The 15,903-nt window shown below is 60.6% G+C and carries 14 protein-coding genes and 1 pseudogene; 9 read left to right on the top strand and 6 right to left on the bottom strand.

Going from position 1 to position 15,903, the window contains the following annotated elements:
• Window positions 1-96 precede the first annotated feature (96 nt).
• Together NJH59_RS08860 and NJH59_RS08855 are read right to left on the bottom strand one after the other, a co-directional pair.
• Window positions 97-1,818 carry a thiamine pyrophosphate-binding protein gene (locus NJH59_RS08860; protein WP_052504248.1) on the bottom strand — a complete coding sequence of 574 codons (1,722 nt, stop codon included), beginning with the start codon at window positions 1,816-1,818 and terminating at the stop codon, window positions 97-99.
• Window positions 1,819-2,031: 213 nt separating this feature from the next.
• Window positions 2,032-2,898, bottom strand: a complete 867-nt coding sequence (locus NJH59_RS08855) for a sugar phosphate isomerase/epimerase (protein ID WP_253086668.1) — start codon at window positions 2,896-2,898, stop codon at window positions 2,032-2,034.
• 29 nt (window positions 2,899-2,927) lie between these two features.
• Between NJH59_RS08855 and NJH59_RS25490 the strand changes: the two genes are divergently transcribed.
• From NJH59_RS25490 to NJH59_RS08840, 4 genes are all read left to right on the top strand, one after another.
• Window positions 2,928-3,053, top strand: a complete 126-nt coding sequence (locus tag NJH59_RS25490; protein ID WP_263010523.1) for a hypothetical protein — start codon at window positions 2,928-2,930, stop codon at window positions 3,051-3,053.
• Between the two features lie 223 nt (window positions 3,054-3,276).
• Entirely contained in the window at window positions 3,277-3,594 is a 318-nt protein-coding gene (locus NJH59_RS08850; protein ID WP_054914501.1) for a hypothetical protein, read from the top strand.
• 78 nt (window positions 3,595-3,672) lie between these two features.
• Complete coding sequence (locus tag NJH59_RS08845; RefSeq protein WP_253086667.1) at window positions 3,673-7,188, top strand: hypothetical protein; 3,516 nt, start codon at window positions 3,673-3,675, stop codon at window positions 7,186-7,188.
• A gap of 83 nt (window positions 7,189-7,271) precedes the next feature.
• Window positions 7,272-7,997 carry a hypothetical protein gene (locus NJH59_RS08840; protein ID WP_253086666.1) on the top strand — a complete coding sequence of 242 codons (726 nt, stop codon included), beginning with the start codon at window positions 7,272-7,274 and terminating at the stop codon, window positions 7,995-7,997.
• 43 nt (window positions 7,998-8,040) lie between these two features.
• Here the strand turns inward: NJH59_RS08840 and NJH59_RS08835 are convergent, their stop codons facing one another.
• Window positions 8,041-9,483, bottom strand: coding sequence for a tetratricopeptide repeat protein (locus NJH59_RS08835; RefSeq protein WP_253086665.1), 1,443 nt, complete (start codon window positions 9,481-9,483; stop codon window positions 8,041-8,043).
• 318 nt (window positions 9,484-9,801) lie between these two features.
• Window positions 9,802-10,765: pseudogene (locus tag NJH59_RS08830) on the bottom strand (GNAT family N-acetyltransferase).
• A gap of 261 nt (window positions 10,766-11,026) precedes the next feature.
• Here NJH59_RS08830 and NJH59_RS08825 point away from each other — a divergent pair.
• Together NJH59_RS08825 and NJH59_RS08820 are read left to right on the top strand one after the other, a co-directional pair.
• Entirely contained in the window at window positions 11,027-12,337 is a 1,311-nt protein-coding gene (locus NJH59_RS08825) for an MFS transporter (protein ID WP_253086663.1), read from the top strand.
• A gap of 133 nt (window positions 12,338-12,470) precedes the next feature.
• Window positions 12,471-12,686 (top strand): TIGR02450 family Trp-rich protein, encoded by a 216-nt coding sequence (locus tag NJH59_RS08820; RefSeq protein WP_054914496.1) that lies wholly within the window; start codon window positions 12,471-12,473, stop codon window positions 12,684-12,686.
• A 25-nt stretch (window positions 12,687-12,711) separates the two neighbouring features.
• On the opposite strand, the gene NJH59_RS08815 is transcribed toward NJH59_RS08820, so the two are convergent.
• On the bottom strand, window positions 12,712-13,344 hold the full coding sequence (locus NJH59_RS08815) for a dTMP kinase (RefSeq protein ID WP_104572467.1): 633 nt from the start codon (window positions 13,342-13,344) through the stop codon (window positions 12,712-12,714).
• Window positions 13,345-13,432: 88 nt separating this feature from the next.
• On the opposite strand from NJH59_RS08815, the gene NJH59_RS08810 reads away from it, so the two are divergent.
• The 3 genes from NJH59_RS08810 (at window position 13,433) to NJH59_RS08800 (ending at window position 15,220) form a co-directional block, all read left to right on the top strand.
• On the top strand, window positions 13,433-14,155 hold the full coding sequence (locus NJH59_RS08810) for a DUF4375 domain-containing protein (protein WP_253086662.1): 723 nt from the start codon (window positions 13,433-13,435) through the stop codon (window positions 14,153-14,155).
• Between the two features lie 67 nt (window positions 14,156-14,222).
• Window positions 14,223-14,909 (top strand): hypothetical protein, encoded by a 687-nt coding sequence (locus NJH59_RS08805; protein ID WP_253086661.1) that lies wholly within the window; start codon window positions 14,223-14,225, stop codon window positions 14,907-14,909.
• Window positions 14,910-15,049: 140 nt separating this feature from the next.
• Window positions 15,050-15,220 carry a hypothetical protein gene (locus NJH59_RS08800; RefSeq protein ID WP_173925048.1) on the top strand — a complete coding sequence of 57 codons (171 nt, stop codon included), beginning with the start codon at window positions 15,050-15,052 and terminating at the stop codon, window positions 15,218-15,220.
• A 4-nt stretch (window positions 15,221-15,224) separates the two neighbouring features.
• Here NJH59_RS08800 and betI read toward each other — a convergent pair whose 3' ends face one another.
• Entirely contained in the window at window positions 15,225-15,872 is a 648-nt protein-coding gene (gene betI / locus NJH59_RS08795) for a transcriptional regulator BetI (RefSeq protein ID WP_052504246.1), read from the bottom strand.
• Window positions 15,873-15,903: the final 31 nt, after the last annotated feature.

Genomic DNA, 15,903 nt, shown 5'->3' with positions numbered 1-15,903 from the left:
CAGAGATCAGGCAAGACCAACGGCAGAAAATCGAGATAGGCCACATAGACCTTGCATCGTGCGTCAGGTGTGACGTGCGACGCAGGTAAGAGCGCTTCAGCGTGCGTACTGCGGGGCCGGGAAAGAAAGGTCATTCTGTAACACCGGCCCTGCCCCCTCACGCGCAACGATCACCTCAACAAGTGACGGCCCATTGCTTTTCAGCGCCTTCTGATACACCGACTTCAATTGCGAAGCGTGCTCCACACGCCAGGCATCGAGCCCGAAATTCCTCGCAACCTCTGCGTAGTGTGGAGAATATGGTTTGCCATCTGGAAAGTTGAACTCGCAACCATAATGGCGCCCGAACACCCCGTTCTGCCCGTCGCGCAGCGACATGTATCCGCTGTTGTTGAACACGACGAACAGGACAGGAATGGTATGCATCACGCAGACCGCCAGTTCCTGGAGCGAGTGGAGGAAATCGCCATCACCGACCAGGCAGATGACTTGGCGAGCGGGCATGGCGAGCCTGGCGCCGATTGCAGCAGGAACTGCCCAACCGAGCGATGACGAGTCACCACACGTGAGGTGAGTGCGCGGGTGGTAGATGGGAAACATCTGGTGCACCGCCCCTTTGACGCCGCCTGAGCCTACAACGATGATTGCGTCGCTTTCGATCCAGTTGCGAAGCTCCAGCAGCGGTCGCTGCAGGTTGAAAGGAGCACAGTCACTGTTACTCAGCAACTCGACCTGCTCATCCCACTGCTGTCTCAGGGCAATAATTTCCTTCAGATAGGGCGCCCGCCTGGTGGCCAACTGCGTGCGTTGAGCCGCGGTGATTGCCGATCCAATTGCATCCAAGGCCAGCTTCGCATCTGCAACGATTGCCAGGTCGACGTCATGGCGCTTGCCAATCTGCTTTGCATCGATATCGATGTGCACCAGACACGCATGAGCAAGGGCAGAATCTCGTCCCCCGCCCCACCCCAGGTCCAACACATTCTCCAGCCGGCTGCCAACAGCCAGGATCAGGTCTGCACTACTCAAAAGACAGTTGCCACAAGTACTGCCTAGACGGCCGATAGCGCCGCCATTGAGGGCATGATCATCAGGGAATGCGCCCTTGCCACCGGATGTACTGACGACCGGAGCGTGCAGGTACTCGGCCAGTTTCACCAATTCATCAGTGACGTCAGCATTGATGACGCCACCCCCCACCAGAATCACCGGGCGCTGGGCATCACAAAGCAGCGCAGCAGCATTCGACACTACCTGCGCATCCGGACATGACTTGAGATTGGCCTGCCGCTGAACCGAGAAATCGAGTTTGGCTTCTGACGTGCCGATCTGCGCACTGACCGACAATGCAAGGCTGGCCGGCCCGGGCCGACCCGATAGCATGCTAACGAATGCCTGCCTCAGAACCTCCGGAATTGCGTCGACCTCGTTCACGTAGCAATCGACCTTGCAAAGTGTTGCTCTATCGCCTCGAGACGCGGTTTTCGCAGCGTCAACCAACGACCTTTCCTTATCCCCGCTCAGAACCAGTACGGCAGAAGAATTCGCTGACGCCGTAGCCAACGCACAGACAGCTTTAGACGTTTCCAGACCGGCTGGCAGTAACGCTGCCATCGGCCGTCCGCAGGCTCGAAAGAAACCATCGGCCAGATGAACGGCGCTCTGTTCCTGCATGACCTGGATGAAGGGAATCTCGGATCCAGGCTCAAGGAAGGCATCCACCATGGCCCAAGAACCGTAGCCGGGAATGCCAGCAACGTACTGTACCCCGTGGGCTTTTAGCGCTTTTGCCAGAATCTGGCCCCCAGTGAGCTTCATTGGAATACCTTCTTGTTGAACGCCGATGACGAGGTGCGAGCCTGCTGCAGGGAACACTTCCAGGACCGAAGATTATTTTTCCCATCAGGCGAGATCTCCATTTCGCACCCCTTGAAAAATCGACGCAATGAGACGCACACGTTCGGGCTCACCCACGCTTGAGCCCAAGCTCCACAAGATGAAGCCCGATGAAAAACATCGGAACTCAGTCTGTCAGGCGTAAGGGGGTTCGAAGAACTGCATCGCAGATTGGTAAGCGAGTTCAGCCATCTGATCCACCGCAAGCCCACGATGAATGCCCGATATGATCTCGACGCCCCAGGGCCCGTCAAAGCCCGTCTGCCTCACATTGTGAATGAACCCGCAGATATCGATCTCTCCGTCACCGATGAGCAACCTCTGGTGGTTGGACTGCTCTATCAGGTTGTCCGACATCACGAACATGGCGTCACTCAGCTCCACGCCCTTGATCAAAGGTGCTGGGATCTTGGCAATCTCGGACATCTCCATGCCACCATAAGCTACGTGCCAACTGTCGATGACCATGCCTGCGTTATCGTGCAAGCCTTGGGTGACTGCCATGACCTTGTCGATAGTCGATACTTTGGAAAACGGCATGAACTCGATAGCTACATCGATGGAGAATTCAGCTGCGACTTCGCACAAGGCCAGGAAAGAGGCCCGCATGCCCGCTACATCAAGGTCGCCCTGCTCCAACACACCAGCCCCACATTTGAGTCGCTGGGCCCCGATAGCCGCCGCGAACTCCAGAAGCTGCTTTCGCTTGTAGTCGGACGCTTGCTTTTTGCTTCCTTGCAAGTGCCAATCGGTCAGGAACTCGACTTCAGCGTACTCCAGGCCATGCTCTTTGAGCAGATTGGCGACTTCTCGAATACCAATGGTCTGCTCCAAGTGAAGCAAATCAGCATAGGTGAACCCCAGCCCACTCCAACCGGCCTTACTTGCTGCAGATACACGATCCTGAAGGCTAAAAGTGGCGACCTCACTGGGCGCGCCAGGAAACGTGTTCCCAGCCAGTGTCCAGTACGAAGCGATCAATTGAGTTTTCTTGTTTTTCATGCAGAGCACCTGAACTCAAGAACATGGCAGTGAGCAACCTGATCAAGCAGGCAATATGGGCAATTGCGGCAGTTGGCCGAAACTTCGCAGCCCATGAAATCGCGACGCAGATCGACGCACAGCGTTGTGCTCCCAGATTTTTCCAGAAGGATTGAATCGCCACGGATGCTGCAGACACCTTCTTTACCTGCGTGGCCGCCCTCGGTAGCCCACGAGCGAAGGAATGCCGCGCCCGCAACGCACCTGCAGCGAGGCAAGAAAAGATCGTGGCCATTTGCTATATCGCCGAGTGCCTACTACTTTTCCAAGCGCCACCGTCGCGTCACCAGGAAGGTGGCCACCTCCCCCCCCCAGTCCATGCAGCAAGGAGCTCTCAGAATGGGTATCAGTGCCAAAGTAAATGCTGAGTTTTTGATCGACAACAAGACCTACAAAGCTTCGCTCAACATCCCCAACTCCGCACCGACTGCCGATAAGCCGTTCATCTTCACTGTCACCTCCAAAGGCGAAGCCGCAGACGCGGTACTGCAGACACTTCTCGAAGTCGCTGTCGGCGCCACCGACCAGGTATACGTTGCGGTTGCACCCCCCATGGACCTGATCTCCGACGCCATTGGTGGTGACGCCAAGGTCGTCCAGGCGCTCAACGTTGAAGTCTCCGAAGGCAAATACAAAGACGGGAAATTCGAAGTCTAGGCCTGACTCCTCCACGGTGGGGCATGTCACTATGCCCCACCGCATTGATGTACCTGCCTGCGGGAGGGCCCCTCGCCCATGGATATCCGCGTTACGGCGCACTTTGCCTGGTCGGAGATTTTTGGTCGCAAGATCGCCGCCCGAAGCAAGTGCCAGCTGGACCTGTCACGCCAGTACAGCCTGATCTATGCAGACCTGGGAGCAGAGGATGCACAGGGGTGGAATGTTCTCGCTGAACTCAACAAAGCCTTCGATATCGAGCTTCCGGCCGAATATCTGAGGGTGATGGATGCCGGGTTCTTCACATTCAGTCATTTCGGCAACGGGGCGGTCCCCCCGAACACCTCTTTGGACAAGATTTTCCCGCAATCGCCGGTTCCACTCAGTGTCTCCAGTGCCACCGAGCCGATGACCAATACAGCGGGGTTTTGGCTGACGGTAAGCCTCGACGATATCAAGCTGTTCGGCAGCCTGATCGAAATAGGGTACGCCTCGCCCTCTGGCGACGGTGACAAGCTCTCACTCTCCGCGGTGCTGGCTAGAGGGACTGTCGCCGGCAAGGCGGTGAGTGACGCGATCTACTTGGCCAGCTTGCCGAACATCCGCTTGTTCAAGCTGTTCGGCTTTGAAGAGGTCGAGGTTCGATATCGCTTCAAGGAAGCCAGACAGCTCAATGTCAAAGGCAAGCTGCGTGTGTCCCTTTTTGATGAGAAGCAGTATCTGTTCGAAGGGGTACTGAACTCGGACGAGGTCAACAGAACCTTCTCAGCCTGCTTGAAAAGTGCCGAACCCGATCAAAGCGTTACCAGGCTCTTCGGCGACCAGATGCGTGGCATTACCTTCCAGCGCCTGGTGTTCGGGATATTCGCTCGCTATGGCGACAACGATGATCAACGAACATTCCAGGTCCAGGGTACGGTCAGAGTCGGCTCAGCCCAGCTGACCGGGTACATCTACCTGCACAACGGCAAACCCCAGGTGGCCAGCATAAAAGTCGACAAGGCACTGTCGATCGGTGATGTGTTCAACCAATGCATCCCGGGGGCCCTGTGGCCGACCTCGCTCATCGACATCACCTTCAAGGCAGGCAGCGAGCTGTATTACCGCTCGGCCGCAGGAAGCCAACTCGCAAGCCTGGAGACATTCTCATGCCCTGCCGAGGGGGACCTGCCCGATCGTCAACTTAGCGCCAGCATCGACTACCAGAATGGGTTCAACATAAGGGCGCTGTTCGACCTGACACTCGTCAAGACCCTGGAAGTGGTCGGCACGATCCAGATTGCCGAGGATGGCGTCACTGCCGATATCAGCCTGGGCAAGCCCATCGACCTCTTCATCGTGACCATCGCGGCATCACGCGCCTCACAGCCCATCGGCGGGCCTGCGTTCGAGCTGTCTACCGTCGAGAAGAAATCCTCTATGGGTTTCGTTGGCAGCCTATGGTTCATGCAGGAACAATTTGGCGTCGACGTCCGCGTGAAAGCCACCAGAAACGCGAAGGGAAACACCCAGGTCGACGGTACGCTCACGGCGCTATCGAACTACCCACCGTTCCTGCCCGCTGGCACATCCCTGGGGCTTCGGTACAGCAAGGACGGTGGCTTCCAGGTGACGAACTGGCCAAGTTTCGAGTATCTGACCAACGCCATCGATTTCATCAAGACACTGCAGAAACTCTCCGACCAGGGCAGCGCCGGGTGCGGCAAACTCGTCGGGTTCGCCTTCGAGAAGCTTCTACAGTCAAAATTCCGCGTGAGTGTCTCGTTTGGTACCCAGGAAAATGATGAGGGGGTAACGCTGGTCCTCGATGGGTCCTATACGCTCTGCGTCGCGCAGACCTCCCTCACCGCGGTAGCGATTCCATTTCCAGGGTTGGTGTCGATCCCCCTACCCAACTCGATCAGCTTTTCCGAGTTGGGCAACTACATCGAACGTGCTCTGGCTGCAGCAGCTGAATCATTTGTCAAAGCCCTGGTGAAAAACCGAGAGGCCATTGCTGCCGTCATTGGCCTCACCGCGGGAAAAGCCGCGGCCTCCTATGCCGCTACTCTTGCCTGCCAGGCCTTGATCGACGGTGTAGCAGCAGATGCTGTTGTTGCGACAGCTGCAGAGACCCTTGCCGCAGCCACAGCCGCAGAGGCGGGGGCCGGCGCTGCTGGGGCCCTGGTCGCCGGGGCCGTAGTCGCGGTTGCAGATTTCTTTGCTGGCACAGGCACAGGGACTGGCACTGGCACTGGCGGCACAGGAACAGGAACAGGAACCGCGACACAGAGCCCGCCTGTTGATCCGCGAGTCACCATCACCAACCGTGTGGTCACTCTGACCTGGGGGGGTGGCCAGGGCAATGCGCGCTATCACGCGCAATTGCTCGACAGTGCCGCGACCATCCTGCTGAACAACCCGGACCTGGCGGGTGCGGCCCGGCAGACCCAGTTCGAGTTTGGCCCAGAGTGGCCTTCAGGCCCTTACACGGCCCAGGTCCAGGGTGTTCATGAACAATCGGCCACCCGCTGGGCGGCGGCTCCCTTCAACCGGCTGACAGCGCCGGCCCAACCCAGCGCTCAAGCAGACACCACGGTCCCGGCGCCAGCATATGGAGTGCAGCTGAGTTGGCCACCGATTGCCGGGGCCTCCTCGTACGAGCTCTCTACCCGCCTGCCCGGGAGTGCGACCGATAGGGTCCAGATCGAGCCCGGCGCAGATCAGTCGCTCCCACCTGCGACATACGCATTCATTTTCGAAGAGGCTTCCCCAGCGGGGGATTATCGCTTCAGCGTAACGGCCAAGGGTGGGCATGCATCCGTAGCGAGTCCAGACAGCGAGCCGCTGACGCTTGTACGTCCAGGCCAGCCCCAGGACTTCCAGGCCAGCAGTATCGGCAGCAATGTTGCGTTGCGCTGGCGTTCGGTTGCTGGTGCATTGCGCTACCAGGCATTGGCGCAGAAGAAAGGGGCTGCCCCTCTGGTTATTGAGCTGCACGCCCGGGAGGAAAGCGGCGTCGAGCATGCAGACTTCGCTCTACCCTGCCCTTCGCATTCGCCTTCCGTTTACCAGGTGCAGGTCTGGGCGCTGCCTGGCGCTGACCAGGTGAACTACGTAGCGGGCGTGCCGTCGGCCGTCGTCGAGGTGACGATTACGCCCTATGCAACCGCATCAGAAATGGCCACCGCGCTGCATGCCCTCACTATCGAGGGGAGCGCGTGCGGTACGCAGTTGATAGCGGCATTCCCGAACCTGACACCGGACACTTTGGCCATCGCCATGGCGCAAGGCGGCTACCCGGCCATTGAGACCAGCAATGGCCTGCTTGCTGTGTGGCCTGATACCCCACCTCTTGAGCTGGCGACCGTACTTGCCCTGGCGTATCCCGATCCGTTGCAGTTTGCCGCCTCCCAGCGTGACCAGGGCGTGCCTGGAGAGCTGTGCGCAGTCAATCTGTTGAAGGCATTCCCACAGCTTGGCGTATCAGAGATGGCGCGCGCCATGGCAAAGGCAGGTTACCTCGCAACGGACACCGCGACAGGCCTCAAGGTGGCGTACCCCGCCATCTCGCCTGTGGAGCTATCAACTGCGCTGGTGCTCGCTTATCAGTGACGCCGCCATGCCGAGCAAGAAGATCCACCGTTCAACTGCGTCATTCACCCCATTACAAACAGCGACTACGACAGGTAAACAGCATGAGCACCGAAACCCTGATCAGCATACTGCAGTCTCTTAAGCAACAAGGGCTGAGCCCCCTAGAGGCGGTCAAAGAGGCACTGGCCCAGCTCCAGTCACATGCCCGAGGGGCTACCACCGACAACACCGCAGTGGCCGAAGCCGTGGTCGAGGTTTTCTCGCCCCTGACCGCGACCCAACTCGCAATCATCCTGCACACCACCTATCCGGACCTGACTGCGCTTGACGTCGGGAAAACCATTCTCAACCCGAAAGTGCTGCCAGCCACACCGGCCACCGAGATGAATGAAGCCCTTGGCAAAGCGGGTTTCGACGCCTCCAGCGTCAGTGATGCAGTGAACATCCTGTATCCGGTCACCGTGACCATTCAGGCCAATCAAGCCTGGCAGCAAAGCGGCCTGACCGTGACTGGCCGCCAGGTCACCCTGATTGCAGCGCAAGGCTCCTGGACTTCCAACCCGGCAACAGGGAAAACAGGCCCGGCCGGCAACACGAACTATCGCGCCAAGCAAGGCTATACCCTGCCAGGCCAGTTCGAGGGGGCCCTGATCGGCCGCATTGGCGACAACGCACCGTTTCTGGTTGGGCCTCAGGTCAAGGTGCCGGCAGGACAGTCGGGGGTCTTGCAACTGTGCATCAACGATGACCTCAACGGGATTTATGGTGCGGGCCTGACGGACAACGTCGGTAGCATGCAGGTAGACATCCGCACGCAAGGCGAATAGCCGATGCTGCCAGCCCGGTGGCTACCTCACCGGGCTGGCAGCCTCATTGCCCCGGCGCGCTGCCACGCTCCCCGAAGAGCAGCGTCACATTGACCCGTTGATTGAGGTAGCCCGGCCGGAAAGCCAGTGGCGCGGTGGCATGGAACAGATCTGAGTTGAAAATCACAGCGCGATTGCACCTGTAAGGGATGACTGTGCGCCGGGCTCCAGCCTCCTTCAGAAAGGCAGCAATTCGATCACCTTGGCGATTGTAGGTTTCGAAATCCCAGTCAGAGGGCGCCTCGACGTCGTAGACCACAAGCCCTCCCGAGTCGCGGTCAAGGTTTGCCTCGTCCGGCGTGATCCAGAAGTTCACGTTCACAGCGGCAAAGTCTGCATGGGGGTGTGTCGCAGGCTGGTCATGCTGGTACTTGAACCCCCACATCTGAAGCAATGGGTGATGTTTGCCGATAAGCTGGGGGAAGCAACGCCGAATCTCATCGGCAACCTGCAGCAGAAGCGGGCAATTGAAACCCTCCCTGAAGAACGCGCCGAGCCGACCATGAGCATATCGGTCGGTATGCCAGATGGTGGACTGCAAACAGAACGCCTGCACAAGCGCCAGTGCATCAGCAGACAGGAAGTCGTCGATCACGACCAGGCCCAGGGGGCTCTCCAGGTAATCGCGTTCAGCTCGCAGCAGCGCCTGGCTCATCTTCAAGGCCCCTTCTTGCAGTCGCGGAGCCTGCAACTGGTGCACATTACGCCCGTAGCTCGGGGGCAGCGCAGCGACGTTGGCCGGGGGTGTTGCCAAACTGTTGGGCTGTTCGAATGGTTGGAGAGCTGCCTCATAGCTAGCAATCTCCGCCTCAATACGCGGACCAATCAGCTGGTGGTCTCGCAAATAGCGTAACTGCTCCAGGTCGTGGGCCAGCTTCGCCCGCGAAGCCCTCGGTACAGCACCACGCCCTTCGCAGGCACCGGGTTGAGACAGGCTGCGCTCGTCACCACGAACTACAGAGGCATAGTGCGCAGCCCACAGGCCCGCAGCGTCAAGGTCGTGAGTACGCAATGAAGTGCTGACGAGTTGCTCCAGGATCTCTGGATCGCGCGGGTACAGTTCGCCGAGGACCTTCCACATGCCACGGGCCGAATCGTGCTGGCCCATGTGGCCATACAGCGTGGCCAGCAAAAAGGCCAGGTTGGCCCTGGCCAGGTCGAAGGCAGGCTGCAGGTTGATCGCAGCCTTGTAGCTCGAAATTGCGTCCTCGTTGCGCCCCGATTGCTGCAAGGCCCAACCCAGGTTGTTATGGCCAACAGCCCAGTCAGGACACTGCTGCACAACGGCACGAAAGCATGCCTGTGCGGCATCGAACTCGCCCTGATCGCACAGGGTACAGCCCTCCTCCAGCAGCACCGATACGGTCTGCTGCGCGCAGCCATTGCCTGCAGCCTCTGGCGTGGTGCGCAGGGCACCATATTTCGCCATCCAGACTTGCGCACTCACGCAAAGCCTCTGAACGGGTCAAGGGCAGCCTTCATCTTCATGGCGCGACCGAAAGCGTCCTTGTCGGTACTTTCAGCAGCCTCATTCCCGTCATCGCCAATCGCGGCGCTCGCACCGCCAGTGTCATTCAACGCAGCCCAGGCTGGCTCGGTCTCAAGAGACCTTGCGCCGTAGGCTCGAATCACACCGGTTATGTTTGTGCTATCCCTTTCAGCGTGCATGGTCCGTCCTTGGAATCGAGCATCAGGTGGCTCGTGGAGCCGGGTTACGAAACGCCAAGCATAGCCACTGTATAGCCACCATCCACTAAAAGCGCAGCTACAGGTGGAAATGCCCCGCAGCCTCGGGCTGATAGAGCACCTTCCGGATCTCGATCCGGCGGGTTCGATCAGCGATTCGCCAGTCGATGGCGTCCCCCTCCTGATAGCCGAGGATGGCGGTGCCGATGTCGGAACACACCGAATGCTTGCCGGTGCTGCTGTCCGCGTCTTCGGGGTAGACCAACGCCACTTCGATCTCCTCGTCGTCCAGCTGCAACAAGGCCCTGGAGTTCATCGTGACGACATTGCGCGCCACCTGCTGCGGCTTCACGACGATGGCCCGCTCGAGCTCATGCTCGAGTTCCACCACGGTCGGGCCTTCCTCTAGCGCGATCAGGCCCTCGAGCCTGGCCTTGTCGATTTCTGTGATGTAGATCCCGGTGGAGTCGCCCACGGCACCTTCGCGCAAGAACGTGAGGTAGCGCCCCATCGTCATGGCAAATGACTTCAATGTCGGGGTTTCGCTCTCCAGCACAAAGCCGCTGCGTACAAAGGCTTTCAGCGAGCGCGTGTTGTCCGGGTGAATCTTGGCGATGAGCTTCTTGGCCCGCATGTCGAGGAAGGCCAGTTTCATGCCTTCGCGAATCGTACGGGCGCCAAGGTTTCGGCCCCACTTGTCGCTGTCTCCGATGACCAGGACGATCTCGCAGTTGGAGCCAGTCTTGACGAGGCGGACAAAGCCGACCGGGGCGTCATGCCGGTCATAGGCCATGAAGAATCGGCCGCCCCGATTGAATAGATGGGTCAGGATCGGCAATTGAGTCCGATCGATGGCTTGTTCGATGGAGCGAGAAACATCACGCGAATCACTCAGATAGCAGGTAACACGTTCGTCTTCCAACCAGTCCATCAACGTCAGCGCATGTGCCCGGGTAATTTCAGGGCACAGCGAAATGAAAGGCCTGTTCATCTTCACCACACTTGATATGCAAAGGATGAAAGCCCTTCATGGCGATTGCCATGACGGTTCTTTCGGCAACCGGCCATCTTAAGACATAACGCCAGAATGGCGAACAGGTTGCGCACTTTCCTCCACCCCTCACCGCCTGCGTCCGAACGTCGCAGCAAAGTGACTTGGCAAATGCCGCGCAATGCTTAAAATCTCGCCTCCTTTTCTACAGTCTGCAGGTGGCATCGCCCTGCCCTGGCTGGCCCTTTCCTGCCGTTCGATACATCGCGCGTACTGCCCGAAGGCGCCGTGCAGCAGGTCACTCGAGGTTTTTATGTCTCCGCGTTTGCTGGCCATGGCGCTGGCGCCCCTGCTGGGCCTGTTCATCATCGCCCTGGGCAATGGTGCCTTGTCGTCCTTGACCACATTGCGCCTGGGCGAAGCCGGAGAATCGGCCACGATGATCGGTATCGTCGCCTCGGCCTACTTCATCGGCCTTACGCTAGGCGCCCTGTTCAACGACCGGCTGATCCTGCGGATCGGCCATATCCGTGCCTACAGCAGCTTCGCCTCGCTGATTGGCGTCACCATCCTGCTGCAGGGCATGTTCTATGACACCTGGGGCTGGTTCGTGCTGCGCCTGATCAACGGCTGGGCCACTGTCGGCGTGTTTCTGGTCATTGAAAGCTGGCTGCTGCTGGCCGGTGACGCAAAGATCCGCGGGCGCCTGCTAGCGCTCTACATGATCGCCCTGTACGGCGCTGGCGTGCTGGGCCAGGCAACCCTGGGCGAGATCACCGGTTGGGGCGACACGGCGCCATTCATGGTCGCCGGCATGCTCGCGTCCTTGTCGGTGCTGCCGATCGTGATCCTGCCGCGGGTGTCGCCGCTGCTCGACCAGGTCGAGCCGCTCAAACCACGACAGCTGCTGGGGGTGACGCCTACCGGTTTGGTGGGTTGCTTTGGCTCAGGGGTGGCCATTGCCGCCGTGTATTCGTTGCTTCCGCTGTACCTGCAGCGTATCGGCCACGATATCGGCGAAGTCGGCAGCCTGATGGCCTGGACGATTCTCGGGGCAATGCTGCTGCAGTATCCCGTAGGGCGCTGGTCCGACCGCAGGGGCCGCCTGGAAGTACTGACCGTGCTTGCGGCGGTATGCAGCGTGCTTTCGCTGGCCGTGGTACTGCTGCCGCTGTCCGCGACGCTGCTGGCCGCACTGCTGTTCCTGCTGGGCGGCGGCGTGTTCGCGCTCTACCCGGTAGCGGTCAGCCATGCAGCAGACCGCGCGTCGCCCGAGGCGCTGGTACCCATGATTCAGGGCCTGCTGCTGATCAACTCGCTGGGCTCTGCCATGAGCCCGCTGATGATCTCGCCGGTCATGACATCGCTGGGCGAAAACGGGCTGTTCTGGGCCTTCGCGGTGGTCAACCTGAGCATGGTGACGTTTTTCGTCTGGCGTCGCGGCAAGCGCCCGGTACCGGTCAATCCTGCGCCGTTCACGGCCTCGGCAACCTTTTCGCCTACCGGTGCCGAGTTGCGCCTGACAGAAGACCTGATGCAGGCCGTGCAGGATCACCCGCCGATGCCCGATGCGGTCAACGGCCAGGCCGCCCCCAAGCCCGCGCCACACTGCGAGCCTGGTTGAAAGAGGCTACAGTGGAGCGTCCCGAGACCCCGAACGCGTTGATCGAGCGTTCACCTTGGGTCGAGAGGCACTGCTTCAGCAGTCGACAGCCTCTTGCGCAACTCGCAATCTGCTCGAAACTGCCGGAGGACGCATGAACCGTTTCAATCCACGAAAGCTTGGGCTGTCAAAGTGGACCGCCTGCCAGCCGGTCAACCGTGAAAAGCACTTCCTGGTCACCGAGTTGATTTGCGATGAGCACGGCACACCCCTGCAGATCGAACTGCAGGCCGTGCACAGCGGGCGAAAACAACTGCTCGACTGGCAGGAACTCAGGGATAGCCAGCGCTGGAAAATCGGATGGTGCTGAACGGCACATTCTGGGTATGGGACGATCAACCGATCGCCTTGTGAATCCTTTGACTGGCAGCATGGATCTCGCAAACCAGTTGCCTCACCGCCTCCTCAACCGTGCCTTCATTACGGCACAGCACCCACCCGTTATCCGCAACCGCCTGCTCGAATGCCTGCGTGGCAGCAACCTGCTCCTCCAGGCTGAACATCACGGTACTGCCCAGCCCTCGCGTTCTGGCCGCCGCCCTCGCCCACGAAATCTGCGGGCTGGTAACCACCCCGACGTGCAGGTCCGGCACACTCACCTCGCGCTCGAGGTTCAACCGCAGAATCTCGGCAAACGGCACTATCCGGCGAAACGCCGCATCCGATGGATACCAGCGGTCGATCAGGATGATGCTGTTGGGCGGCTGCCTGGTCAGCACCTGGCGGGAAATCCAGGCCCTGCTCTCGGCAAGGCGTTCGCAAACCGCCCACTCCAGCGACCGGCTGGGGTTTCTGACCAGTGCGTTGACGAGCGCCATCGTCTCGCCCCGGCCGGGGTCGCTGTTTTTCTCGGACAGCCGGACCACCTTTCTGCCGTCAGCCCGCAGTGCCTGGGTCACGGCTTCCAGCAGCGTGGTCTTGCCGGTTCCCTTGGGGCCATCCAGCGAAACGAAAAGCGGACGGTTCATTGTTGTTGCGCCTCTGGTTGTGTCCATCAGTCATGAGCCGGCATTCTTGCACACCCGCTCCCCAGCAGACACCGAGGCACCGCCGTCAATGGACCCGACACTCACCCAGGCCCTTGCGCAACTGCGCAGCGCCCTGCCCATCGGCCTGCGTCACGCCCGGGCCCTGCTGCAACGCTGCGCCGGCAACCCGCAGCAGGCCGCCGAGCTGTACAAGGCCGAACTGCTGCAGGTGCTGATGGAAAAATCCGGGCTGCCACACCACCAGGCCCGCCAGTACCTGCACAGTGCGGGCTACGACCTGAGCCGCGCCTTGACCGCCCTGGACGAAGCGCGTTTCACCCTGACCCAGCGCATTCTGCGCCACCATCACCAGGACAAACCACGCGCCCTGGACCTGATCGCCCAGGCCATCGAAACCGCCGGACAGCTGCCCCGCCAGTACTGGCTGGATTTCGAGCGCCTGGATCAACTGCCCCCGGCGCTGCGCTGCTTCATGGTGATCCACGAATGGCTGGCCTTCGAGCAATGGGAAGGCTTTGACAGTGCCCTGCACTTTCACCTGCCCCAGGCCATCGCCCAACTCAGGCACCTGCAGCTCGATGCCCTGGCGAACACACTGGAGCAGGCCGATCAGCGCCAGCAGCACCTGCGCCAGGCCCATGCCGATGAACGCCACGTCGAGCTGGCCATACGGGTCCAGCAGGACCCGCTCTTCGACGCCTGCCAAACCCGCTTCAACCAGCAGCGCACGCAGCTCGACGAGCAGCTGTACGCGTGGGTGGAGCGGCACATGGCGCAGTTTCCCGCTTGAGCCGCGCCCCTGCAGCGCGCAAGCCGGTAGACTGCCGCCCTCCCCGACGGACCTCGGATTCCCCCTCATGGAACTGCACTACCGCATCACCCCCGACCACCTCCAGTCCTTGATCGCCGAAGCGCTGAAGCAGGAACTGCTCAAGCAGGACGCGCAACAGGCCCGCGCCCTGGCCACCTTCGCCAGGTGGCAGAGCCGCCTGATCGGCCCGCTGATGTTCGCCCTGTGCCTGATCGGCGCCCTGCTGGCAGTGTATCTCCCGGAGCGACGCATCACCCCGGAGAAAGCCATCGCCCTGCTGCTGTTCACACTGGTGTTCATCCCGCTGTGGTGGCGCTTTTCCGGGCGCTGGGTCGGCCACCTGCAAGCGCGGATCGCCGCCAACCACGCCAAGCCCCGGGCACCGGTACGCGGGCTCAACCAGCGCCTGATAGAGGCCAGGCTTCGGGCACCCCTGAAATCGGCCCAGGACACGTACAAGCTGAGCTTCGATGATCAGGGCTTCACGCTGGACAAGGCCCGGGGCGGCAAGACGGTCCTGGCCTGGGAGCAAGTCGTACACCTGCTGGAAACGCCGGACTTCTACCACGTGGCGAGCGCAGACATGCGCGCCAAGGGCATGGCCTGCCTGATTGCCAGGCACAGCGAGCTGATGCCGGCGCAGGACTATCAGCAAGGTCTGCAGGCGTTTCTGAGCCACTGCCCGGTCACGGCTAGCGCTCCGGCCACGTCTTGCCCCTCAACCCCGAAGTAGCCCTCGGCCGGCCTGGGCGCAGGTGGTAATTCGGCCAAAGCACAGGGAAGCAATGCCATGGCAACGCGCCGGTGCTGCATGCAGCCACGGCGAACGTATAAGGTAGGCCGCACAACAATCCAACTGCCAAGGAGACAGCCATGACCCTGTTCTGCCGGCTTAGCCTGCTGTTGCTGATCGTGGGAATGCTGCTGGGCGAGATCGTGATCGCCAGCGTGGGGCTGGTGGGCGTGTGCGGTGCGGCGCTGTACATCAGCATCCGCGAGGACACCCCGCAGGCGCCCCCCGCCGAGCCGGAGTTTCTCGCCTAGCCGTTCAAGGCTGCAGCGGTTCGGCGCCCTTGACGAACATCTGCGCCGTGACAATGCAGCACTTCTCGGCCTTCTTCGAACTGAAGGCCTTGTGGTCGAGCGCCCATTCCAGCCAGAAGCCGTCGATCAGCGCGGTGATGGTCAACGCCGCGCTTTTGGCGTCTATCTGCGTGCCCTGTGCCTTGCCGATGGCCTTGAACACCGACTCCAGTTCCTTGCGATAGTCGGCATAGAGCTTCTTGTTCAAGGCGCGCAGCTGCTCCGACGATACCGCCGCCCCCCAGAACCCCAGCCAGGTGGTGAGGATGAACTCGTTGAAGATCTGCCCGCGAAACGAGGAGCGGATGATCGCCAGCAGACGGTCCTCGGGCGTGCCGCCCTGCACCGCCAGGTACTTGCGGGTTTCTTCGCGCAGCTGGTCGGTGAGTTCCTGGTAGGTCGACAGCATCAGCTCTTCCTTGCTGGAAAAGTGATGGCCGATCAGCCCGATGGACACCCCGGCCTGCGCGCAGATGCGCTCCAGGGTACTGCCACTGTGGCCATAGCGGGTGATGCACTGCATCGTCGCCTCGATGATGGCCTTGCGGCGCGTCTCGGGGTCGATGCGGGTTCGACGCTTCCTGGGTTGGGTTACTTCGGGCTCACTGCTCATACGTCAACAACCTGTGCACTGCGGGGCATGG

Source organism: Pseudomonas sp. VE 267-6A (assembly GCF_024126555.1).
GTDB classification, from domain to species: Bacteria; Pseudomonadota; Gammaproteobacteria; order Pseudomonadales; family Pseudomonadaceae; genus Aquipseudomonas; species Aquipseudomonas palmensis.
Note: the sequence above shows the minus strand (reverse complement) of the source record. Positions and strands in the feature narration are given on the sequence as shown.

Bases quoted from the DNA above. Each gene is read 5' to 3' on its own strand.
- NJH59_RS08820 (WP_054914496.1), top strand. From the start codon at position 12,471: ATGAACCGTTTCAATCCACGAAAGCTTGGGCTGTCAAAGTGGACCGCC.
- NJH59_RS08860 (WP_052504248.1), bottom strand. From the start codon at position 1,818: ATGAAGCTCACTGGGGGCCAGATTCTGGCAAAAGCGCTAAAAGCCCAC.
- NJH59_RS08810 (WP_253086662.1), top strand. From the start codon at position 13,433: ATGGACCCGACACTCACCCAGGCCCTTGCGCAACTGCGCAGCGCCCTG.
- NJH59_RS08805 (WP_253086661.1), top strand. From the start codon at position 14,223: ATGGAACTGCACTACCGCATCACCCCCGACCACCTCCAGTCCTTGATC.
- NJH59_RS08850 (WP_054914501.1), top strand. From the start codon at position 3,277: ATGGGTATCAGTGCCAAAGTAAATGCTGAGTTTTTGATCGACAACAAG.
- NJH59_RS08840 (WP_253086666.1), top strand. From the start codon at position 7,272: ATGAGCACCGAAACCCTGATCAGCATACTGCAGTCTCTTAAGCAACAA.
- NJH59_RS08800 (WP_173925048.1), top strand. From the start codon at position 15,050: ATGACCCTGTTCTGCCGGCTTAGCCTGCTGTTGCTGATCGTGGGAATG.
- NJH59_RS08825 (WP_253086663.1), top strand. From the start codon at position 11,027: ATGTCTCCGCGTTTGCTGGCCATGGCGCTGGCGCCCCTGCTGGGCCTG.
- betI (WP_052504246.1), bottom strand. From the start codon at position 15,872: ATGAGCAGTGAGCCCGAAGTAACCCAACCCAGGAAGCGTCGAACCCGC.
- NJH59_RS08815 (WP_104572467.1), bottom strand. From the start codon at position 13,344: ATGAACCGTCCGCTTTTCGTTTCGCTGGATGGCCCCAAGGGAACCGGC.
- NJH59_RS08845 (WP_253086667.1), top strand. From the start codon at position 3,673: ATGGATATCCGCGTTACGGCGCACTTTGCCTGGTCGGAGATTTTTGGT.
- NJH59_RS08855 (WP_253086668.1), bottom strand. From the start codon at position 2,898: ATGAAAAACAAGAAAACTCAATTGATCGCTTCGTACTGGACACTGGCT.